The sequence below is a fragment of the Pseudomonas sp. GW823-FHT06B06 genome (assembly GCF_058795195.1).
In genome coordinates this window covers 107654-128217 of record NZ_JBXAHO010000018.1, presented here as the reverse complement: position 1 = coordinate 128217, position 20564 = coordinate 107654, and the positions used below count along the sequence as shown (strand labels likewise).

General features: G+C 60.5%; 20 protein-coding genes. 13 read left to right on the top strand and 7 right to left on the bottom strand.

The features are described from left to right. Nucleotides 1–6 precede the first annotated feature (6 nt). The 5 genes from AC1Q8Q_RS18250 (at nt 7) to AC1Q8Q_RS18230 (ending at nt 4410) form a co-directional block, all read left to right on the top strand. Nucleotides 7–903, top strand: coding sequence for a DMT family transporter (locus tag AC1Q8Q_RS18250; protein WP_033045613.1), 897 nt, complete (start codon nt 7–9; stop codon nt 901–903). Nucleotides 904–993: 90 nt separating this feature from the next. After that, nucleotides 994–1614 (top strand): LysE family translocator, encoded by a 621-nt coding sequence (locus tag AC1Q8Q_RS18245; RefSeq protein ID WP_033045614.1) that lies wholly within the window; start codon nt 994–996, stop codon nt 1612–1614. Between the two features lie 30 nt (nt 1615–1644). Next, nucleotides 1645–2607 carry a Dyp-type peroxidase gene (locus tag AC1Q8Q_RS18240; protein ID WP_492615325.1) on the top strand — a complete coding sequence of 321 codons (963 nt, stop codon included), beginning with the start codon at nt 1645–1647 and terminating at the stop codon, nt 2605–2607. Between the two features lie 64 nt (nt 2608–2671). Further along, the gene (locus tag AC1Q8Q_RS18235) at nt 2672–3754 is read left to right on the top strand and encodes a bifunctional transcriptional activator/DNA repair enzyme AdaA (RefSeq protein ID WP_492615324.1); all 1083 of its coding nucleotides are present in this window, start codon (nt 2672–2674) and stop codon (nt 3752–3754) included. Between the two features lie 38 nt (nt 3755–3792). Beyond that, a complete protein-coding gene (locus tag AC1Q8Q_RS18230; protein ID WP_492615323.1) occupies nt 3793–4410 on the top strand; it encodes a DNA-3-methyladenine glycosylase family protein in 618 nt (205 codons plus the stop codon). A 116-nt stretch (nt 4411–4526) separates the two neighbouring features. Here AC1Q8Q_RS18230 and AC1Q8Q_RS18225 read toward each other — a convergent pair whose 3' ends face one another. The 3 genes from AC1Q8Q_RS18225 to AC1Q8Q_RS18215 form a co-directional block, all read right to left on the bottom strand. Next, nucleotides 4527–5624 (bottom strand): extracellular solute-binding protein, encoded by a 1098-nt coding sequence (locus AC1Q8Q_RS18225; protein ID WP_020796314.1) that lies wholly within the window; start codon nt 5622–5624, stop codon nt 4527–4529. Between the two features lie 2 nt (nt 5625–5626). Next, complete coding sequence (gene aguA, locus AC1Q8Q_RS18220; RefSeq protein WP_489325146.1) at nt 5627–6751, bottom strand: agmatine deiminase; 1125 nt, start codon at nt 6749–6751, stop codon at nt 5627–5629. A 100-nt stretch (nt 6752–6851) separates the two neighbouring features. Then, entirely contained in the window at nt 6852–7736 is an 885-nt protein-coding gene (locus AC1Q8Q_RS18215; RefSeq protein ID WP_168758002.1) for a LysR substrate-binding domain-containing protein, read from the bottom strand. Between the two features lie 217 nt (nt 7737–7953). On the opposite strand from AC1Q8Q_RS18215, the gene AC1Q8Q_RS18210 reads away from it, so the two are divergent. Next, nucleotides 7954–8442, top strand: a complete 489-nt coding sequence (locus AC1Q8Q_RS18210; protein ID WP_151142416.1) for a GFA family protein — start codon at nt 7954–7956, stop codon at nt 8440–8442. Between the two features lie 19 nt (nt 8443–8461). Here AC1Q8Q_RS18210 and AC1Q8Q_RS18205 read toward each other — a convergent pair whose 3' ends face one another. After that, nucleotides 8462–9070 carry a MiaE family protein gene (locus AC1Q8Q_RS18205; protein ID WP_008063957.1) on the bottom strand — a complete coding sequence of 203 codons (609 nt, stop codon included), beginning with the start codon at nt 9068–9070 and terminating at the stop codon, nt 8462–8464. Nucleotides 9071–9238: 168 nt separating this feature from the next. Between AC1Q8Q_RS18205 and AC1Q8Q_RS18200 the strand changes: the two genes are divergently transcribed. Then, nucleotides 9239–10102 carry a universal stress protein gene (locus AC1Q8Q_RS18200; RefSeq protein ID WP_032831959.1) on the top strand — a complete coding sequence of 288 codons (864 nt, stop codon included), beginning with the start codon at nt 9239–9241 and terminating at the stop codon, nt 10100–10102. Between the two features lie 119 nt (nt 10103–10221). On the opposite strand, the gene AC1Q8Q_RS18195 is transcribed toward AC1Q8Q_RS18200, so the two are convergent. Beyond that, entirely contained in the window at nt 10222–10692 is a 471-nt protein-coding gene (locus tag AC1Q8Q_RS18195; RefSeq protein WP_033042326.1) for a DUF1289 domain-containing protein, read from the bottom strand. Nucleotides 10693–11100: 408 nt separating this feature from the next. On the opposite strand from AC1Q8Q_RS18195, the gene acnB reads away from it, so the two are divergent. Next, nucleotides 11101–13701 carry a bifunctional aconitate hydratase 2/2-methylisocitrate dehydratase gene (gene acnB / locus AC1Q8Q_RS18190; protein ID WP_020796321.1) on the top strand — a complete coding sequence of 867 codons (2601 nt, stop codon included), beginning with the start codon at nt 11101–11103 and terminating at the stop codon, nt 13699–13701. Between the two features lie 191 nt (nt 13702–13892). On the opposite strand, the gene AC1Q8Q_RS18185 is transcribed toward acnB, so the two are convergent. After that, nucleotides 13893–15173 (bottom strand): serine/threonine transporter, encoded by a 1281-nt coding sequence (locus AC1Q8Q_RS18185; RefSeq protein WP_020801253.1) that lies wholly within the window; start codon nt 15171–15173, stop codon nt 13893–13895. 264 nt (nt 15174–15437) lie between these two features. Here AC1Q8Q_RS18185 and AC1Q8Q_RS18180 point away from each other — a divergent pair, with 264 nt between their 5' ends. The 5 genes from AC1Q8Q_RS18180 (at nt 15438) to AC1Q8Q_RS18160 (ending at nt 19671) form a co-directional block, all read left to right on the top strand. Beyond that, nucleotides 15438–15821: a tautomerase family protein gene (locus tag AC1Q8Q_RS18180; RefSeq protein ID WP_033042324.1), complete on the top strand. Its 384-nt coding sequence runs from the start codon at nt 15438–15440 to the stop codon at nt 15819–15821. A 29-nt stretch (nt 15822–15850) separates the two neighbouring features. Then, complete coding sequence (locus AC1Q8Q_RS18175) at nt 15851–16447, top strand: TetR/AcrR family transcriptional regulator (protein ID WP_033042322.1); 597 nt, start codon at nt 15851–15853, stop codon at nt 16445–16447. Between the two features lie 161 nt (nt 16448–16608). Continuing rightward, nucleotides 16609–17577, top strand: a complete 969-nt coding sequence (locus AC1Q8Q_RS18170) for a 2-hydroxyacid dehydrogenase (RefSeq protein WP_083348952.1) — start codon at nt 16609–16611, stop codon at nt 17575–17577. Between the two features lie 143 nt (nt 17578–17720). After that, nucleotides 17721–18788, top strand: coding sequence for a phosphotransferase family protein (locus AC1Q8Q_RS18165; RefSeq protein WP_489325284.1), 1068 nt, complete (start codon nt 17721–17723; stop codon nt 18786–18788). A gap of 115 nt (nt 18789–18903) precedes the next feature. After that, nucleotides 18904–19671, top strand: coding sequence for an SDR family oxidoreductase (locus AC1Q8Q_RS18160; RefSeq protein WP_007976320.1), 768 nt, complete (start codon nt 18904–18906; stop codon nt 19669–19671). Nucleotides 19672–20158: 487 nt separating this feature from the next. Here AC1Q8Q_RS18160 and AC1Q8Q_RS18155 read toward each other — a convergent pair whose 3' ends face one another. Further along, nucleotides 20159–20410 carry a DUF1652 domain-containing protein gene (locus AC1Q8Q_RS18155; protein WP_033045404.1) on the bottom strand — a complete coding sequence of 84 codons (252 nt, stop codon included), beginning with the start codon at nt 20408–20410 and terminating at the stop codon, nt 20159–20161. Between the last annotated feature and the right edge of the window lie 154 nt (nt 20411–20564).

Here is a 20564-nt window from a genome sequence, read left to right as displayed (position 1 = left end):
AGTCACATGGAACGGACTTCTAACCTGCAAAACCCGACGCTGCAAAAAAATGCCAGCGGCTGGATCAACGGCCTGATTGGCGTGGTGATCTTCAGCGGCTCGCTGCCCGCGACGCGGGTGGCGGTACTCGAATTCGATCCGCTGTTCCTCACGGTAGCCCGCGCTACCCTCGCCGCAATTCTGGCGCTGTGCCTGCTGTTGCTGTTCAGGGAAAAACGCCCCGGCCGACATCAGCTTGTGCCCCTGACCATCGTGGCATTGGGCGTGGTGGTGGGGTTTCCGCTACTGACTGCGCTGGCGCTGCAGTACATCACATCCGCACACTCCATCGTATTTGTCGGCCTGCTGCCGCTGGCAACTGCGGTGTTCGGCGTCTTGCGCGCAGGCGAACGCCCCCGGCCAGTGTTCTGGGTCTTCTCGGTGCTGGGCAGCCTGCTGGTGGTCGGGTTCGCCGTAGCCCAGGGCCTGACGGCCTCACCCCTAGGCGACATCCTGATGTTGTTGGCGATCCTGGCTTGCGGCCTGGGTTATGCCGAAGGTGCAAAGCTATCGCGCACACTCGGCGGCTGGCAGGTGATTTCCTGGGCGCTGGTACTTGCGTTGCCAGCCATGGCTGCATTGACCTTGTGGCGGTTGCCTGGCTCGTTCGCCAGCATCAGTACGCCGGCCTGGTTCAGCCTGGGGTACGTGTCGCTGTTCAGCATGCTGATAGGCTTCGTGTTCTGGTATCGCGGGCTTGCGCAAGGGGGCATCGCCGTCGTCGGGCAACTGCAATTGCTGCAACCCTTTTTCGGCCTGGCACTGGCCGCCACCTTGCTGCATGAACACGTCAGCCTGTCCATGCTGGGCGTGACCGTGGCGGTGATCCTGTGTGTGGCAGGGGCGAAAAAATTCGCGCGCTAGCCACTGGTACGCTGCCTGTGTCCCTGACTGTACGGGTCAAGTCCCTGGGCAGCTGTGATAAAAATACGGCTTCTGCTGCTGGAGCCGAACATGGACCTCACCACCCTTACCCTCTTCCTTCCAGCCTGCTTCGCCCTGAACATGGCGCCAGGCCCGAACAACCTGCTGTCGGTCAGCAATTCGACCCGCTACGGCTACCGCACCGCTTGCCTGGCGGGCATGGGTCGCCTGCTCGCTTTCGCCGGCATGATCGCCCTCGCCTCGGCCGGTCTGGCGGTGGTGCTGCAAACCTCGGAATTGCTGTTCTACGCAATCAAGATTCTCGGTGCCGCGTACCTGTTTTATCTCGCCTGGCAATTGTGGCGTGCCCACCCCGGCGCAGAAACCGCGGTGAGCGCCCCGCCGGTGGGGATGCTGGCGTTGGCTCGGCAAGAGTTCCTGGTGGCGGCCGGCAACCCGAAGGCAATCTTGATCTTCACCGCGTTCCTGCCGCAATTCGTCGACTCGACCCACGCCATCGCACCGCAATTTGCGCTGTTGGGCGCGTTGTTCCTGATGCTGGAATGGATCGCTATCGGCGCCTACGCTTACATGGGCCTGCACATGCGCCGCTGGTTTGCCAAACCTTCGGGCAAGCGGATGTTCAATCGCTGCTGCGCAGGGTTATTGTCGGCGGCGGCTTCAGTGTTGCTGATGGCGCGTCGGGCCTGACCAAACTACCGCTCATGGGGACACCTGCCGATGGATCAATCAACGCCGGACGCACAGTCCATCTGCAGCCCCATTACCCGCAGCGCGATTTTTATCGTGGCAACCCTGGTTCCCGGCAGTGACGCCGCCAGCAAAGTGCGGGGCTGGTGCGCAGACATCGCAGCCCTCACACGCTCGGTAGGCAAACGGGTGCCCTCCGGTAACCTGTCGTGCATCTGTGGTTTTGGCTCCGCGGCATGGGACACCTTGTTTGGCCACCCGCGTCCCGCCTCGCTGCACAACTTCCGTGAATTCGGACCCGAGGAACGGCGCGCCATCTCCAGCCCTGGCGATCTGTTGCTGCACATTCGGGCTGAGCAGATGGACCTCTGCTTTGAACTGGCGACGCAATTGCTCTCAGCGCTGGGCAATGCGGTGTCGGTGGTCGATGAAGTCCAGGGCTTCCGCTATTTTGACATGCGCAGCATCATCGGCTTTGTCGATGGCACCGAAAATCCCGTTGGACGCAAGGCTGACAGCTTCGCGATGGTGGGCGATGAAGACCCGTGTTTCAGCGCAGGCAGCTATGTACTGGTGCAGAAGTACCTGCACAAGATGGATGCCTGGAACGCGTTATCCGTCGAGGCGCAGGAGCGGATTATCGGGCGGACGAAGTTATCCGATATCGAACTCGACGATTCGGTCAAGCCGAGCAATTCGCACAGTGCCTTGACGACCATTACCAAGGACGGCGAAGAAGTAAAGATCCTGCGCGACAACATGCCCTTTGGCCGGCCAGGCGCTGGCGAATTCGGCACCTACTTCATCGGCTATGCGCGCTCGCCCGAACCTCTGGAGCAGATGCTCGAGAACATGTTTGTCGGCAAGCCCGCCGGTAATTACGACCGCTTGCTGGATTTCAGCACCGCAGTCACCGGTGGCCTGTTTTTCGCTCCCTCCGCAGATCTTCTGGAAGAACTGGCGGATCGCGCGCCCTTGGGCACCTGCCGGTGAACGCGGGCAATTCCCTGTCGATTTTCCGGTGGAGGGGTTCTGCCCCGCCGCTTAAGCTCAACCCATGAACCTACAAAACACGCTACTGCCGCCCCACGCCGAGATGGTCCGCGCCATGCTCGAACGAGACACCGCCTACGAGGGGGTGTTTTTTACCGCGGTCAAGACGACCGGTATTTTCTGCCGTCCTGGCTGCACCGCGCGCAGCCCGAAACCTGAAAATGTCGAGTTCTTCGCCCACGCCGATGAATGCCTGGCGGCGGGCTACCGCGCTTGCCTGCGCTGCAAACCCATGGACGCCGCGGCGATAGCGCCGCACTGGGTCCAACAGTTGCTCAAGTCAGTGGACGCCGATCCCGAGCAGCGCTGGACCGATGCCCAGTTAATCGCCCAAGGCATCGAGCCGCTGAAACTGCGTCGCTGGTTCAAGCAGCATCTGGGCATGACCTTTCATGCTTGGCTGCGCACCCGACGCCTTGGCATGGCCTTGGGCGGGATCAAGCAGGGCCACTCCATCGACAGCGCCGCGTACGACTCCGGTTACGAATCCCTCAGCGGTTTTCGCGATGCATTCCAGAAGTCGTTCCACATCACGCCGGGCCGCGCCGTCAACAGTGAGCCGTTGCTGTTCACGCGCCTGATCACACCGCTTGGGCCGATGATCGCCATGGCCGAACGTCGCGGACTGGTGTTACTGGAGTTCCTCGACCAGCCCAGCCTGAGCCGGGAAGTGCAAGCGCTGCAAAACCGCTTTGGTTACGTCGTGGCGCCAGGGCATAACGGGCATTTGCAGCAAATCGAAGACCAACTGAGCGAATATTTCGCCGGAAAACGGACTGAATTCAGCGTTGCCCTGCACATGCCCGGCAGCGAATTTTCCCGCCAGGTATGGGCCGAACTGGCACACATCCCCTACGGCCAGACCACCACCTACGGAGCGATCGCATCCACCCTGGGCAAACCCGGCGCCAGTCGGGCCGTGGGGTTGGCCAACGGTCATAACCGCCTCTCGATTGTCGTACCCTGCCATCGGGTGATCGGCGCCGACGGCTCGCTGACCGGCTACGCTGGAGGACAGCCGCGCAAGGCATTCCTGCTCAGGCTGGAAAAGGCGGCGGTGCAGATTACCGAGCAACTGGCCTTTTGATCACAGGCGGCGTTCGTCAGCCGCTCCAAGGATGCTCTATGCCTGTCCCCTACCAACAGGCCACCCAATGGCTGGCGAACCTGGATGACGACTGGCGTCGCCACATCGACGCCATCGGCCCGTGCCTGCATCAACCTCACACAGCCCGCGATCCCTATGAGTCACTGGTGCGGGCGATCGCCTACCAGCAACTGCACGCCAAGGCCGGGGATGCGATTATCGGCCGGTTGCTGGCGCTGTACCCATCGGTGGCGTTTCCGCAGCCTGGGCAGATTGTCGCGACTGATTTTGAGCGACTGCGCAGTTGCGGCTTTTCCGCCAGCAAGATCGCAACCATTCAAGGCATCGCTCAGGCTGCACTGGACGGCGTGGTGCCGGATTACGCCACGGCGCTGGCCATGGACGATGAAGCACTGATCGAACGCCTGGTGACCCTGCGCGGCGTGGGGCGCTGGACGGTCGAGATGCTATTGATCTACAGCCTGGAGCGGCCGGACATCTTGCCGGCCGATGACTTTGGCGTACGCGAGGGTTATCGACGGCTCAAGGGGCTCCAGGTGCAACCGACGCGCAAGCAGATGATCGAGATCGGGTTGGCCTGGAGCCCGTATCGGACGGTGGCAGCGTGGTATTTGTGGCGGGTGCCCAGCCGTTAAACGGACTGTGGCGAGGGGATTCATCCCCGCTGGGCTGCGAAGCGGCCCCAAAAAATGGGACTGCTGCGCAGCCCAGCTCGCCACAGGTTTGCTTGGAGCTTGACTGCCCAAGCCCATCACAACCCCGATTTCAACCGGCTGAACGCCCGAATCAAAGCGCGGTTGAACGCCTTGCCATTGTCATTCTTGCTGTACAACGACGCTCGCACCGCCTGCGGCGGATAAGTCCCCGGATCATTGCGAATCGCCGGATCGATCAAGCTATCCGCCGCCGTGATGGCATTGGCATAGTGGATGGTGTCGGTAATCGGCGCGATCACTTCAGGTGTCATCAGGTAGTCCATCAATGCCAGTCCCGCCTCGGGATGCGGCGCGTCCTTGGGAATGACCATGGCATCGAACCAGATCAGCGTGCCCTCTTTCGGTATCCGGTACTTCAATGAAAACGGCTTTCCTGCCGCTTTTGCCTGGCCCGCCGCAATGGCCACGTTCCCGTTCCACGACATCGCCACGCAGGTATTGCCGTTGGCCAGGTCGCTGATGTTCAGGTCGTTGTCGAAGTAGCGAATGTAGGGGCGAATCTTCGCCAGCTGCTGTTCGGCCAGTTTCAGGTCATCGAGGTTCTGGCGGTTGATGTCCAGGCCCAGGTACTTCATGACCGCCGCGAACACTTCGTTCGGATCGTTGAGCAGGCTGACCCCGCAATCGGCGAATTTCGAAACCACCGTCGGGTCGAACAGCATTGCCCAGCTGTCCGTCGGTGCATCGGGCAGGCGCTGCTTGACCGCCTCCTCCTGATAACCCACGCCAGTGGTTCCCCAGGCGTAGATCCCGGCGTAACGGTTACCCGGATCGAACACGGCCATGTGCTGACGGAACTCTTCGCCGACGCCGGCAAAGTGCGGTATCTGCTGTTTATCCACGGTCTGGATCGCACCACTCTGGATGGCTCGCGACAGATGCTGCCCCGCCGTCAGCACCAGGTCGTAACCGCTACGACCAGTGAGCAATTTGGTCTCGACGGTTTCCAGGGAATCGAAGTGATCGACGACCACATGGATACCGGTTTTCTTCTCGAAGTTGGTCAAGGTGTCCGGGGCCAGGTACTCGCCCCAGATGTACAGGTTCACCACCGGTTTGGCGGTGTCGGCGGCCTGCACACACAGGGGTGCAAGCACCAGCAGTAACGCTTGGGTCAGTTTGTGCAGGCCCATGATCAAACTCCCTGTTCGTTGCAGGCAGTACCGGCGTACTGCGGCATGGTGATGCACGCGACATTGCCGCCACCGAGGAGAATTTCCCGGGAGTTTTCGATGCCGACGATCTTGTGCCTCGGGAACAGTTCGGCCAGGGTCGCCAACGCCACCTGATCATTGCGGTCGCCAAACAGCGGCACAACGATCGAGGTGTTACCGGCGTAGTAATTGATATAGGACGCGCAGATTTTCGTGCCAGCCCGGCGAGCATGCGTGCTGTCCTGTTGGTCCAGGCCCTCGGCCTCTTCGGCTGTCCACTCCAGCACATCCGGTTGTGGCAGCTTGTGCACGATCAGCTCGCGACCACGGCTGTCGCGGGTACTGCGCAGGATGTCGTAGGCCTCCTGGTAGATTTCCCACTGCGGGTCGTCGCGATTGTCGGTCCATTGCAGCACTACCTCGCCCGGGCGTACGAAGCACGCCAGATCGTCGACGTGGCCGTCGGTTTCGTCGAACTTGCAGCCCCGTGGCAGCCAGATGACCTGCTCGGCGCCGAGGTAATCGGTCAAGCGCCTGGTGACTTCGTCCTTGCCCAGATGCTGGTTGCGGTTACGGTTGAGCAGGCATTGCTCGGTGGTGAGAATGCTGCCCTGGCCGTCGCTCTGGATACCGCCCAGCTCTGCAATCAACGGTGCCCGATAGCGGTCGAAGCGTTCGATTTCGAGGATTTTGCTGGCGATCTGATCGTCCTTGTCCCACGGGTAGTACAAGCCGCCGTCGAGGCCGCCGTAGGCGTTGAACTCGAAATCCACGCCGCGCACTTCACCGCTCTGGTCGTTGACCACGAAGCACGGACCGCTGTCGCGGAACCAGGTGTCGTTGCAGGTCATTTCCACTACACGTACTTGCGGCGGCAACTGGCGGCGAGCGGTGGCGAATTGCGCGGCCGAAGCGCAGACGGTAACCGGCTCGCTCTGGGAGATCGCGGTGACGATCTGCACCCAGACTTTCTGCGCAGGCTTGGCGCCATTGCGCCAGACGTCGGTGCGTTCAGGCCAACCGAGCCAGCAGCCGGACTTGGTTTCGAATTCACCGGGCAACCGGAAACCGTCAAGTTTGGGCGTGGAGTCGAGCAAACGTGCCATGGGCAAACCTCATCAGCGGGGATTGGAATGACCACAGGCTAAGGTCGCGAGCGCCCTCCTCGCCAACGATGATTATTTCGGAACACTTGAATTCAACTCATCAATCGATCAGTTGATCGTTGAACCATTCGAGCATCTGCGTCACGGCAGGCCGCTCCAGGCGAACCCGCTCGCACACCAGCGCGTATTGCCCCAATGCCGTTATGCTTGAGGTGAATGGCCGGACCAGGCGACCGCTGAGCAAATCTTCCTGGGCCGTCAGGTTATCGCCCATGGCGACGCCCTGCCCCTGGGCCGCGGCTTCCAGGGCCAATCCGGCATGGGCGAAGTACAGTTGCCGTTCGGGGCGCTGGTCGCCGGCATGGCTGGTGAGCCAGGCGGTCCAGGTCTTGCCATCCTGATCGTCATGCAGCAAGCAATGGCGGGCCAGGTCCCTGGGGGTTTTCAGGGTGCCCTGGTTGAATAGGCCAGGACTGCACACCGGAAAAAACTGCAGCGCCGGCAATGGCCGGACGAAATACGCACTGCTGTCCACCGGGCCCGTGCCGTAGGTGATCGCCAGGTCGATGTCTTCTCCCGGCGCCGTGGCATCGATCGGCTGTTCGTAGAGGTGCAAGGTGATGTGCGGATAACGCGCATAGAAATCCGAAAGGCGACTCATCAGCCACTTCTGCGCCAGCTCGGCAGTGACCGCCAGGCGCAACACCGCCAGGGACGAAGGGTCGCGAAGCTCATCGCAGGCATCACCGATCAGTTCAAAGGCCTGCTGCAAGCTTTGCATCAGGCGCCCGGCGGCCACGGTCGGACGAATCTGCCGGCCTTCGCGCACGAACAGCGAAACGCCGAGCTGTTCTTCCAACTGGCGGATCTGATGACTGACGGCGCTGTCAGTCACGCACAACTCCGCCGCCGCCCGGCCAAAATGAGCGTGACGGGCGGCGCATTCGAAGGTTCTGAGGGCTGCGAGGGAGGGTAATCGGCGCATCGGGTCGAGTCCGGGTTTCGAGGCGCCCATGCTGACCCGGTGGAAGGTAGGCGTCCAGTGGGACCGCGTTATCGTTCTTCGCGAGCAGGCTCGCTCCCACAAAGGTTTTGTGGGCTTTGCGGATCATTGTGGGAGCGAGCCTGCTCGCGAAGGCGTCGGCAATCGCGCCGCATATCTTCTAGGCTGAACCGAGTCAATTCGGCCACTGGAGATTCCCATGCAACTCGAAGGCTCATGCCATTGCGGCGCGGTGTCGTTCAGCCTGACCAGCGCCCATCCCTACCCCTATCAACGCTGCTACTGCTCGATCTGCCGCAAGACCCAGGGCGGTGGCGGTTATGCGATCAATATTGCCGGTGACGCCCATAGCCTCAAGGTGCGCGGGCGCAAGAACATCGCGATCTACCATGCGCTGCTCAAGGGCGAAGGCGAGCAGCGCGCCCACCGCAGCAGTGCCGAGCGGCATTTCTGCTCGCTGTGCGGCTCGGGCTTGTGGCTATTCAGCCCTGAATGGCCGGAATTGATCCACCCATTCGCCTCGGCGATCGACACGCCGCTGCCCTTGGCGCCGCAGCACACACATTTGTTGCTGGACTCCAAGGCCTCCTGGGTGGAGGTCGAGGTGAAGCCTGGCGATAAACAGTTCGAGGGTTATCCCGAAGAATCGATCGCCGAGTGGCATGAGCGCCTGGGCTTGAGCCGTTAAGCCCGCGATTTGTTGATTTTTACGCCGCCACTGGCACGCCACTGTGGAAGCGAAACTCCACATCCGGCGATTCGATCAGTTCCTGCTCGGCGGCCCGCACCTTGTCTATCACCTGGGCGATGTCCTTGGCGTCCCCGTACTGGTACGCCAGTTTCAGGTAGCCCTGGAAGTGCCGGGCCTCGCTTTTGAGCAGGCCGAAGTAGAACTTGCCCAGTTCCTCGTCCAGGTGTGGTACCAACGCCTCGAAACGCTCGCAGCTGCGGGCCTCGATGAACGCACCGACCACGAGCGTATCCACCAGCTTGACCGGTTCGTGACTGCGTACCACCTTGCGCAGTCCCGAGGCGTAGCGCCCGGCGGACAGTTGGCGCAACCCGATCTTGCGTTTTTTCATCAGGCGCATGACCTGCTCATGGTGCACCAACTCTTCCCGGGCCAGACGCGACATCATGTTGATCAGGTCGACGTGGGAGTGGTACTTGGCAATCAGGCTAAGCGCCGTGCTGGCCGCCTTGAACTCGCAATTCTTGTGGTCGATCAGCAAGGTGTCCTGATCGGCCAAAGCGGCCTGAACCCAGCCATCCGGGGTGCGGCAGCCGAGGAACTCGTGAATTTCGGGAAGGATCATGGGGCTCACGGAAAAAGGGTAGAAAAGGTATAAAACGAAGGGCGCCGATTATACCGGCCTGCCCGAAGACCACCAGTCACACCGTTGATATGCATCAAGTCACCGATTGCCGCACAGCAACTATAGTTGTGCAACGCCATGCTTTTTCATTTTCAGGAGATCCCGATCATGCAAGCCATTCGCAGCATCCTGGTGGTCATCGACCCCGAGCATTCGGAAAGCCTGGCACTCAAACGAGCCAAACTGATCGCCGGTGTAACCCAGGCGCACCTGCATTTGCTGGTGTGTGACCGCAAGCACGATCACAGCGCCATGCTGGGCGTGCTCAAGGCTGCCCTGCTGCAAGACGGGTACAGCGTCACGACCGAACAGGCCTGGAATGAAAGCCTGCACGAAACCATCGTCGACGTGCAGCAGGCCGAGGGCTGCGGGCTGGTCATCAAACAGCATTTCCCTGACAGCTCGCTGAAAAAGGCCCTGCTGACCCCAGTGGACTGGAAACTGCTGCGCCACTGCCCTACCCCGGTGCTGCTGGTGAAAACCGCCGGTTCGTGGAAGGACAAGGTGATCCTGGCGGCTGTCGACGTTGGCAATATGGAAAGTGAACACCGTCATCTGCACAACACCATCATCGATTACGGCTACGACATCGCCAGCCTGGCCAAGGCGCATCTGCATGTGATCAGTGCTCATCCTTCGCCCATGCTGTCGGCAGCCGACCCAACGTTGCAGCTGAGCGAGACCATCGAGGCGCGCTATCGCGAACAATGCAAGGCGTTCCAGGCCGAGTTCGACATCGACAACGAACACCTGCACATTGCCGAGGGCCCGGCGGATGTGTTGATTCCGTTCATGGTGCACAAGCTGCAGGCGGCCGTGACAGTGATCGGCACCGTGGCGCGCAGTGGTTTATCGGGGACGTTGATCGGCAATACGGCGGAAGTGGTGCTCGATGCGGTAGAGAGCGATGTGCTGGTGCTCAAGCCCCAGGAAGTCGAGGATCACCTGGAGGAGTTGGCGGTCAAGCATTGAGATTCGTAGCGCCTGTCAGGCCGTCTTCGCGAGCAAGCCCGCTCCCACACTCAACCGCATATCAACTGGAGGAACGCGGTTGAATGTGGGAGCGGGCTTGCTCGCGAAGCTTTCAGGGTCTAGCCGCCAAACGCGTCCTTGAGGAACCCCGGCGCGATGTACCGCTGGTAATGCGCCTCGGACAGCAGGAAAAATTCCCGATCGATGGCGTCGCGCAGTTCCGGCAGGTTCCAGTCGCGAAACTCCGGCAACAACACCATCCCGTAGGCTTGCAGGTTGTTGATGACCCGCGCGCCCCGGGCGATCAACTGGTAGGCCCAGCAATACTGGGACTGATGCGGCACAAAGCGGATCTTGCGCTGTTCCAGCTGCGTTCGCAGCAACGCCGGATCGAAAATCTCCACCTTGGCGGCCATCACCTGGGACAACAACTGCTCGAGACGCAGCCATACTGCGCGCTTTTCTTCCTCGTTGTAGCCGTTCCAGTGAATCACTTCGTGGTGGAAACGCTTGCAGCCACGGCACACCAAATCACCGTAAACAGTGGAGCAAAGGCCGACGCAGGGGGTCTTGATGGTCTGATTGGGCATAGGTAGGCAAAACGCGAAAAAGCAAAACAGGACGGCATGTTAGCCCTTTGTCTAACATTGATCACCCCTCAAAGTTTCAGGTGCCAACTTACCTTTAATTTTTTTTTGCCGTAGAATCAGCCTGCCTTTTTAGGCGCCAATGTCCGTTAGAAGCTGTTTTCAAAGCGTCACGAGCACAGTCGTTCCTTCAGAGCGGTGTTGGCGAGGGGTTTTTCCAGCGGGGAAAAGCCCAACGCCAACCCTCATCAGCTCCCGTTCTGCAGGCGTAAAACTTTGAAAGCAGCTTCTGTAAGGAATTGTCGGTAATTCTGGCTAAGTGGCTCACAACGCCACGCAGCGCATGAGTACGGCAATTTCGGGATGAGCGTCCCGGACACCCATTTGGGACCACTGATGAGGGTAATAACTGTGCTTGAAGCCTACCGCAAACATATCGAAGAGCGTGCAGCACTGGGTATCGTTCCCCAGCCGCTTAACGCCGAACAAACTGCAGGCCTGGTTGAGCTGCTGAAGAACCCCCCGGCTGGCGAAGAAGCATTTCTCGTTGACCTGATCACCAATCGCGTTCCGCCTGGAGTGGACGAAGCAGCCTATGTCAAGGCCGGCTTCCTGTCCGCCATCGCCAAAGGCGAAGCCAAATCCCCCCTGATCGACAAGAAGCGCGCTGTTGAACTGCTCGGCACCATGCAGGGTGGCTACAACATCGTGACCCTGGTCAACCTGCTGGACGACGCCGAGCTGGCACCAGTAGCGGCCGAAGAACTCAAGCACACCCTGCTGATGTTCGATGCCTTCCACGACGTCGCTGAAAAAGCCAAGAACGGTAACGTACACGCCAAAGGCGTGCTGCAGTCCTGGGCTGACGGCGAGTGGTTCGTGAAACGCCCTGTGCTGGCCGACAAGATCAGCCTGCGTGTGTTCAAGGTGACTGGCGAGACCAACACCGACGACCTGTCCCCTGCACCTGATGCCTGGTCCCGCCCGGACATCCCGCTGCACGCCCTGGCCATGCTGAAAATGGCTCGCGACGGCATCGTGCCTGACGCACAAGGCGTCACCGGCCCGATGAAGCAGATCGAAGAAATGCGCAACGCCGGCTTCCCGATCGCCTACGTTGGCGACGTGGTCGGTACCGGTTCTTCGCGTAAATCGGCCACCAACTCGGTACTGTGGTTCTTCGGCGACGACGTTCCCTACGTGCCGAACAAGCGTGCCGGCGGTTTCTGCTTCGGCAGCAAGATCGCTCCGATCTTCTACAACACCATGGAAGATGCTGGCGCACTGCCAATCGAATTCGACGTATCCAACATGCACATGGGCGACGTGATCGACCTGTACCCGCATGCTGGCAAAGTCTGCAAGCACGGCACCGACGAAGTCCTGACCACCTTCGAAATGAAGACCCCGGTCCTGTTGGACGAAGTGCGCGCCGGCGGCCGTATCCCGCTGATCATCGGCCGTGGCCTGACCGAGAAAGCTCGTACCGAGCTGGGTCTGCCACCTTCGACGCTGTTCAAGAAGCCTGAAGCTCCAGCTGAAAGCACCAAGGGCTTCACCCTGGCGCAGAAAATGGTCGGCAGGGCTTGCGGCGTGACCGGCGTTCGCCCGGGCACCTACTGCGAACCGAAGATGACCACCGTGGGTTCCCAGGACACCACCGGTCCAATGACCCGTGACGAACTGAAAGACCTGGCGTGCCTGGGCTTCTCGACCGACCTGGTGATGCAGTCCTTCTGCCACACCGCGGCTTACCCCAAGCCGATCGACGTGACCACCCACCACACCCTGCCTGACTTCATCATGACCCGCGGCGGCGTTTCCCTGCGTCCGGGCGACGGCATCATCCACTCGTGGCTGAACCGCATGCTGCTGCCAGACACCGTCGGCACCGGTGGTGACTCGCACACCCGTTTCCCGATCGGCATCTCGTTCCCGGCCGGTTCCGGCCTGGTAGCATTCGCCGCGGCCACCGGCGTCATGCCGCTGGACATGCCTGAGTCGATCCTGGTTCGCTTCAAAGGCGAACTGCAGCCAGGCGTCACCCTGCGTGACCTGGTTCACGCCATTCCTTACTACGCGATCCAGAAAGGCCTGCTGACCGTAGAGAAGAAAGGCAAGAAGAACGCCTTCTCCGGCCGCATCCTGGAGATCGAAGGCCTGCCTAAGCTGACCGTAGAGCAAGCGTTCGAACTGTCTGACGCCTCGGCCGAACGTTCGGCTGCCGGTTGCACCATCCAGCTGTCCAAAGAGTCGATTGCCGAATACCTGCAGTCCAACATCACCCTGCTGCGCTGGATGATCGGCGAAGGCTACGGCGATGCACGCACTCTGGAACGTCGCGCTCAAGCGATGGAAGCCTGGCTGGCCAACCCTGAGCTGCTGCAAGCGGACAAAGACGCTGAATACGCCGAGATCATCGAGATCGACCTGGCCGACATCAAGGAGCCTGTGCTCTGCGCGCCGAACGACCCGGACGACGCTCGCCTGCTCTCCAGCGTTGCTGGCGAGAAGATCGACGAAGTGTTCATCGGTTCGTGCATGACCAACATCGGTCACTTCCGCGCTGCCGGCAAGTTGCTGGAACAGGTCAAGGGTCAGCTGCCAACCCGTCTGTGGCTGTCGCCGCCGACCAAGATGGACGCTCACCAGCTGACCGAAGAAGGCTACTACGGCATCTACGGCAAGGCTGGCGCGCGCATGGAAATGCCAGGCTGCTCGCTGTGCATGGGTAACCAGGCACGTGTAGAGCCGAACTCGACTGTAGTGTCGACTTCGACCCGTAACTTCCCGAACCGTCTGGGTGACGGCGCGAACGTCTACCTGGCTTCGGCTGAACTGGCGTCCGTGGCTTCCATCCTGGGTCGCCTGCCGACCGTCGAGGAGTACATGGAATACGCTGGCAAGATCGACAGCATGGCGGCCGATGTCTACCGCTACCTGTCCTTCGACCAGATTGCCGAGTTCCGTGAAGCTGCTGCGAACGCCAACATCCCGGTCGTTCAAGCCTAACGTTTCAAAGCAATGAAAAACGCCGCCCATCGTGAGATGAGCGGCGTTTTTTTATGCCTGTACCGATCGTTCCCACGCTCTGCGTGGGAATGCCTCAAGGAACGCTCCGCGTTCCAGCTCTGGAAAGGGACGCGGAGCGTCCCGGGCTGCATTCCCACGCAGAGCGTGGGAACGATCAATCAAACCAGCAATCAGGCACTCAGCGAATAGATCAACGCCGAGATCGCCACCAGCCCAACTGCCACTACAAACACGTTCGACGCCTGGCCACGATAACGTGCCATCGCCGGTATCTTGCGGATGGCGTACATCGGCATCAGGAACAGGATTGCCGCGATCACCGGACCGCCCAGGGTTTCGATCATGCCGAGGATGCTCGGGTTCAGCGTGGCGACGATCCAGCACACCACCAGCATGAACGCCGCGACGATGCGGTCCAGGGTCTTGGCTGCTGGACGTTTGCCGCTCTTGACGATCAGGCCCTTGAGGCCTTCGCTGGCGCCGATGTAGTGCCCCAGGAACGACTTGGAGATGGCCACGAAGGCAATCAACGGTGCCGCGAAGGCAATGGTCGGATTGCTGAAGTGGTTGGCCAGGTACGACAGGATCGACAGGTTCTGTGCCTTTGCCTCGGCCAGTTGCGCCGGCGATAGGGTCAACACGCAGCTGAACACGAAGAACAGCACCATCACCACCATCAACGCGTGGGCCCGGGACAGGATCTGCGAGCTGCGCTCTTCGGCGTGCTCGCCGTATCGGCGCTTCTGGTCCACGGCGAATGCCGAGATGATCGGCGAATGGTTGAACGAGAACACCATTACCGGAATCGCCAGCCACAAGGTGCGCAGCAACGCCGATGGCTCAGGCAGCGTGCTGGCCGTGGTCAGGATGCCGCCGTTCCAGTGTGGAATCAGGAACACCGCCAGGAACAGCAGCGCGACGATGAACGGGTAGACCATCAGGCTCATCGCCTTGACGATCACCTGCTCGCCGCAGCGCACCACGGCCAGCAGGCCGAGGATCAGCACGAACGACAGGACCGCACGCGGTGGCGGCATGATGTGCAGTTGATGTTCGAGGAAGCTGCCCACGGTGTTGGTCAGGGCCACGCTGTAGATCAACAGGATCGGGAAGATCGCGAAGAAGTACAGCAAGGTGATCAACGCACCGGCCTTGAGCCCGAAATGCTCTTCCACCACTTCGGTGATGTCCGCGCCTTCGCGGCCAGACAGCACAAAGCGGGTCAGGCCTCGGTGTGCGTAGAACGTCATCGGAAACGCCAGCAATGCCAGGACCAAAAGCGGCCAGAATCCGCCCAGGCCCGCATTGATCGGTAAAAACAGGGTTCCCGCGCCAATCGCCGTACCAAACAAGCCCAGCATCCAGGTGGTGTCCTGGCGATTCCAGCTCGTAAGAGTTGCGGGTGTCGCTGCTACAAAGCGTTCGTTAACGCTATTGGCCTGATCATTCATCCGGTGGGATCTCCACATTCCGGTCACTTGCCACCCGGCCAGGACGCGTCGGAATACCCGACAGGCAGCGCCTGGCCGAAACAGGGGCGCGATTCTGGAGGATTAGTGAACAGAAGCAAAGACTTAGGTGAGGAACGGTGGTACCAGGTTGCACCTTTGCCCCCCTGCAAGGACTCGCAATCAATGGCAGACGACGATGCGCGCTTGATAAAGGTTATTCATCATGTATTTTTAAAGAACCTGTCAACCCTCTGGAGTCACCCCATGCCCCTGGTTCGCGTCGACCTCAAGAAACAGCAGGACCCCACCTACGCCAAACGTGTCGGACAACTGATCTACGCTGCCTTGCGCAGTGCGATTGGCGTGCCGGAAAACGATAACTTCCAGATTCTTGCCGAGCACGACGACCAGCATTTCATCTTCGATCCCCAGTACCTGGGCATCCAGCGCACCGACAACCTGGTGGTCATCCAGATCACCCTGAGCGAAGGCCGAACCCTGGAGCAGAAAAAGCTGCTCTACAAAACCATCGTCGAAAGCCTCAATACGCAACTGGCCGTGCGCTTGGACGATGTTTTCATTAATCTGGTGGAAGTGAAGAAAGAGAACTGGTCGTTCGGCAATGGCATTGCCCAATACGCACTCTGATCGCCAACTTATTGACCTGTGAGCCGCCCATGCCCCGCGTTTCCCGCAAACAAGCCGACCTCAACCGTGAAATCATCGTCGATGCCGCCACACGGTTGTTTCGCGAACGCGGCCTGCACGGGATCAGCGTCGTCGACGTGATGGCGGCGGCGGGGCTGACCCATGGCGGCTTCTATGGTCACTTCCAGTCCAAGGAAGCGCTGGCCAGGGAGGCCAGCGAGCGGGCATTCAAAGAAGTGGGTACGCGATGGCGCGAACGAATCACCCAGGGCGACGACAAGGCGGCGGCGCGCCAGGCACTGATCAAGCCTTACCTGTCGGTCTACAGCCGCGATAACCCCGGTGAAAGCTGCCCGGTGGTGGCCTTTGCCGGCGACATGTGCCACGAGCACGCCGACAGCAGCCTGCGCGAGCCGTTCATGGCCGGCCTGAACCGACTGCTCGATGCCCTGGGCGAACTGATGGATTCGGACGATGCCGCCGAAAAGCGGCAGCAAGCGCTGGTGCAGTATTCACTGATGGTCGGCGCGCTGACACTGGCGCGGGCCACCCGGGGTGACGCCCTGTCGGAGGAAATCCTCGAGGCGGCCCAGAATTTTCTGACAGAGTCCCCTGCCCCGGACTGAATATTCGGCGTCATCAAAAATATTCGCTGCCTTAAAAAGATCGCAGGCTTCGCCAGCTCCTACACTGAGGAGCGACGCCAGTGAGATTGCCAAAAAGGTTCGCAACCAGCACTCTCGACCGACGTTCGCGCCCGACTGCCCGCTGCCCACAGGAGCAAAGCATGCCTGCAACCGTTCTGGTACTGGTTGAAACCATCAATGATTACTTGCCCATCCTCGAACATCAGGGCTTTCACCTGATCCTGGCGCCCACGCCTGCCGAGCGCGCCGAGGCCGTCACCCGACACAGCGGCCAGATCGACGCCGTCCTGACCCGGGGCCCTCTCGGTCTATACGCCGATGAAATCGCCGCCCTGCCCAACCTCAAGATCATCTGCGTGATTGGCGCGGGATACGAACAAGTCGACCTGCAAGCCGCCGCCGACCGGGGCATCACCGTCACCAATGGCGCCGGGGTCAACGCCTCTTCGGTGGCAGACCATGCCATGTCATTGCTGCTGTCGCTGGTGCGCGATATCCCCCGCTGCGATGCCGCGGTACGTCGGGGTGAATGGCCAAAAATCATGCGCCCTTCCCTGGCCGGCAAGCGCCTGGGCATTCTCGGCCTCGGCGCGGTCGGCATGGCCATCGCCAAACGTGCCGCCGCGGGCTTCGACATGACGGTGAGTTACCACAACCGCCAGCACCGCAGCGATGTGCCCTACAAGTTCTGCTCGACACCCACCGAACTGGCCCGTGCCTCGGACTTTTTGATCGCCGCCACCCCGGGAGGACTGGGCACCAAGCACCTGATCAATCGGCAGGTGCTCGAGGCCCTGGGGCCCAACGGATTTTTCGTCAACATCGCCCGCGCCAGCGTAGTGGTCACAGCCGACCTGATTACCGCGCTTGAGCAGCGGCGGATCGCCGGTGCTGCGCTGGATGTCTTCGATGCCGAGCCCAAGGTGCCGGATGCCCTCAAGGCCCTGGCGAACGTCATCCTCAGCCCGCATGTGGCCGGGCTTTCCCCCGAGGCCACCCAAGGCACCGTGGAACTGGTGGGGCGCAACCTCGTGGCGTATTTTTCCGGCCAGCCCGTGCTGACCCCCATCGAATTGCCCAAGGGTGTGGTTACACAAGCCGTCCAGTAAGGCAATTCAAACGGGTGTATCAAAAGCAATGATTGCCCGGCAACACGCTCACCTATAAGGGCTGTTCGAGGTTGTGGGTGCCGGGTGCGCGCATTAGATTAGCCAATAGTTTCAGGCCTCCAGAATAAGCAGAAGGGATAAGCATGACGCTTACTGACCAATCCACCCGCACCCGCGCCGGCGAAGAACTCGATGCCAGCCTGATCGATCCCTATCTCAAGGCCCACATTCCGGGATTGAGCGGCCTGCCACGGATCAGCCAGTTCCCGGGCGGTGCGTCCAACCTCACCTACTTGCTGGAGTACCCCGAACAGGAGTTCGTCCTGCGTCGCCCGCCGTTCGGTCACAAAGCCAAGTCCGCCCATGACATGGGGCGCGAATTCCGCATCCTCAATCAACTGCGCGACGGTTTTCCGTATTGCCCGAAGGCCTACGTGCACTGTACTGACGAAGCGGTGATCGGCGCCGAGTTCTATGTGATGGAGCGAGTCAACGGCATCATCCTGCGCTCCGAACTGCCGCCGGAACTGGGGCTGGACTCGGCAAGGACCGAAGTACTGTGCAAGAGCTTCATCGACAAGTTCGTCGAACTGCACCGTGTCGACTACAACGCCTACGGCCTGGGCGACCTCGGCAAGCCCGAAGGCTACGTGGCGCGGCAGATCAAAGGCTGGAGCGATCGTTACGAGAAAGCCCTGACCCCCGATGCGCCGCAGTGGGAAGCCGTGAAAGCCTGGCTCAACGACAAGATGCCGGCCGATCATCCGACCTCCAGCATCGTGCACAACGACTACCGCTTCGACAACGTCATCCTCGACCCGAACAACCCGATGCAGATTATCGGCGTGCTCGACTGGGAACTGACCACCCTGGGCGACCCATTGATGGACCTGGGCAACACCCTCGCCTACTGGATCGAAGCCGGTGATCCGGCGCCGGTACAGTTGATGCGCCGTCAGCCCAGCCACGCACCGGGCATGCTGACCCGTCGCGAATTCGTCGACTATTACGCCCAGCGTTCAGGCATCGAAATCGACAATTTCGACTTCTACTACACCTACGGCCTGTTCCGCCTGGCCGGTATCGTGCAGCAGATCTACTACCGCTTCTACCATGGCCAGACCCAGGACAAACGCTTCGCGCAGTTCATTCACATGAACAAACTCCTGGAGCAGATGAGCTTGCAGGTCATCCACAAATCCAGCCTCTGATACCACTCCCACTTGTAGGAGCCCGGCTTGCCGGCGAAGGCGGCCTCAGGTACGCCTTCGCCGGCAAGCCGGGCTCTTACAGAAGGCGATTTCGGCTCCATAAAAAGGAAAAATCATGTCCAAGACTCAGTTGTTCGACCTCGACGGCAAGATCGCATTCGTCTCCGGCGCCAGCCGCGGCATCGGTGAAGCCATCGCCAAACTGCTGGCCCAGCAAGGCGCCCACGTGATCGTCTCGAGCCGTAAACTCGAGGGCTGCCAGCACGTGGCGGACGCGATCATCGCCGCCGGGGGCAAAGCCACCGCCATCGCCTGCCACATCGGCGAGATGGAACAGATCAGCCAGGTCTTCGCCGGCATCAAGGAACAGTTCGGGCGCCTGGACATCCTGGTCAACAACGCCGCGACCAATCCGCAATTCTGCAACGTGCTGGACACCGACCTCAGCGCCTTCCAGAAGACCGTCGACGTCAATATCCGCGGTTACTTCTTCATGTCAGTGGAAGCCGGCAAACTGATGCGCGAAAACGGCGGCGGCAGCATCATCAACGTCGCATCGATCAACGGCGTCTCTCCCGGGATCTTCCAGGGTATCTACTCGGTGACCAAGGCAGCAGTGATCAACATGACCAAGGTGTTTGCCAAGGAATGCGCGCAGTTTGGCATCCGCTGCAACGCCCTGCTGCCGGGCCTGACGGATACCAAGTTTGCGTCGGCGCTGGTGAAAAACGAGGCGATCTTGAACACTGCGCTGCAGCAGATCCCGCTCAAGCGCGTGGCAGACCCAAGCGAGATGGCCGGCGCCGTGCTGTACCTGGCGAGCGACGCATCGAGCTACACCACGGGCGTTTCGCTGAACGTCGACGGTGGGTTCCTGTCCTGATCTGATACACCCCTATGTAGGAGCGAGCATGCTCGCGATGGACCTGAGAACGACACGGGGTGTCAGGTTCCCAGCGTTATCGTTAACGACCATCGCGAGCATGCTCGCTCCTACAGGGGGCTTACGTTTTTACTGGGTGACGCACCGCGTCACGGTTGTTTCGCGTTTTACCTCCCCTTCCGCCCGCATATCGCCCATTACCTGGGTACTATCCGAGGTCTGGCAGGTCGTTTCAGGCGGCGGTGGTGGTGCAGCAGGTGGAGGTGGCGGCGGACTGGAGCAGCCACCGATAATCACGGCACACAATGCAACAGGAGCAAAAACGCGTTTCCCAAGACTTTTCATAGGCTGACCCGCGAAAAAGGATGTACACGTTTGTGTGACAACAGAACACCGCTGGAAAGTTCACGGTGCGGCTGCAGAAAAATCACTTTTGTACTTTCTTATCGCGTATTCACTCGTCCGGGCATGACAAACCTGGCAATTCCTACACTACCGGATCCGGGCGCTGCAGGCTGTTGCATTCCAGTTCATACCTCAATTCTTCGATAAGCGCCGCCACCGATTCGGGTGTCTGCAGCATCGTTACGTTCAATCCGCTGACGACCAGATCGACTTGTCCCGACACCGGGTGATAGAGCTTGATAGTCAAGGTATGATCGCCAGTAATATTGCACTCACAGGCCAGCGGCGAAAAGGTCTGTTCAAGCTGCGTGCGCAGCTGCGCTATGTAAATCATTGCGACAGCCCACCGCGGCCATCCAGTGCGTGGGTAATGCATTCGTCGAGCATGGCTGTTCCTTTTACGACCCAGGGAGGATGAATGATCGGTAAACGTCATTCGCCCGCTCCTAGCCTAAGGCTTGCCAGCTGCCTGCCAGAACCTGAGTTTG

Excerpts from the sequence above, each read along its gene's own strand:
- AC1Q8Q_RS18250 (WP_033045613.1), top strand. The coding sequence starts at position 7 with ATGGAACGGACTTCTAACCTGCAAAACCCGACGCTGCAAAAAAATGCC.
- AC1Q8Q_RS18245 (WP_033045614.1), top strand. The coding sequence starts at position 994 with ATGGACCTCACCACCCTTACCCTCTTCCTTCCAGCCTGCTTCGCCCTG.
- AC1Q8Q_RS18240 (WP_492615325.1), top strand. The coding sequence starts at position 1,645 with ATGGATCAATCAACGCCGGACGCACAGTCCATCTGCAGCCCCATTACC.
- AC1Q8Q_RS18235 (WP_492615324.1), top strand. The coding sequence starts at position 2,672 with ATGAACCTACAAAACACGCTACTGCCGCCCCACGCCGAGATGGTCCGC.
- AC1Q8Q_RS18230 (WP_492615323.1), top strand. The coding sequence starts at position 3,793 with ATGCCTGTCCCCTACCAACAGGCCACCCAATGGCTGGCGAACCTGGAT.
- AC1Q8Q_RS18225 (WP_020796314.1), bottom strand. The coding sequence starts at position 5,624 with ATGGGCCTGCACAAACTGACCCAAGCGTTACTGCTGGTGCTTGCACCC.
- aguA (WP_489325146.1), bottom strand. The coding sequence starts at position 6,751 with ATGGCACGTTTGCTCGACTCCACGCCCAAACTTGACGGTTTCCGGTTG.
- AC1Q8Q_RS18215 (WP_168758002.1), bottom strand. The coding sequence starts at position 7,736 with ATGCGCCGATTACCCTCCCTCGCAGCCCTCAGAACCTTCGAATGCGCC.
- AC1Q8Q_RS18210 (WP_151142416.1), top strand. The coding sequence starts at position 7,954 with ATGCAACTCGAAGGCTCATGCCATTGCGGCGCGGTGTCGTTCAGCCTG.
- AC1Q8Q_RS18205 (WP_008063957.1), bottom strand. The coding sequence starts at position 9,070 with ATGATCCTTCCCGAAATTCACGAGTTCCTCGGCTGCCGCACCCCGGAT.
- AC1Q8Q_RS18200 (WP_032831959.1), top strand. The coding sequence starts at position 9,239 with ATGCAAGCCATTCGCAGCATCCTGGTGGTCATCGACCCCGAGCATTCG.
- AC1Q8Q_RS18195 (WP_033042326.1), bottom strand. The coding sequence starts at position 10,692 with ATGCCCAATCAGACCATCAAGACCCCCTGCGTCGGCCTTTGCTCCACT.
- AC1Q8Q_RS18185 (WP_020801253.1), bottom strand. The coding sequence starts at position 15,173 with ATGAATGATCAGGCCAATAGCGTTAACGAACGCTTTGTAGCAGCGACA.
- AC1Q8Q_RS18180 (WP_033042324.1), top strand. The coding sequence starts at position 15,438 with ATGCCCCTGGTTCGCGTCGACCTCAAGAAACAGCAGGACCCCACCTAC.
- AC1Q8Q_RS18175 (WP_033042322.1), top strand. The coding sequence starts at position 15,851 with ATGCCCCGCGTTTCCCGCAAACAAGCCGACCTCAACCGTGAAATCATC.
- AC1Q8Q_RS18170 (WP_083348952.1), top strand. The coding sequence starts at position 16,609 with ATGCCTGCAACCGTTCTGGTACTGGTTGAAACCATCAATGATTACTTG.
- AC1Q8Q_RS18165 (WP_489325284.1), top strand. The coding sequence starts at position 17,721 with ATGACGCTTACTGACCAATCCACCCGCACCCGCGCCGGCGAAGAACTC.
- AC1Q8Q_RS18160 (WP_007976320.1), top strand. The coding sequence starts at position 18,904 with ATGTCCAAGACTCAGTTGTTCGACCTCGACGGCAAGATCGCATTCGTC.
- AC1Q8Q_RS18155 (WP_033045404.1), bottom strand. The coding sequence starts at position 20,410 with ATGATTTACATAGCGCAGCTGCGCACGCAGCTTGAACAGACCTTTTCG.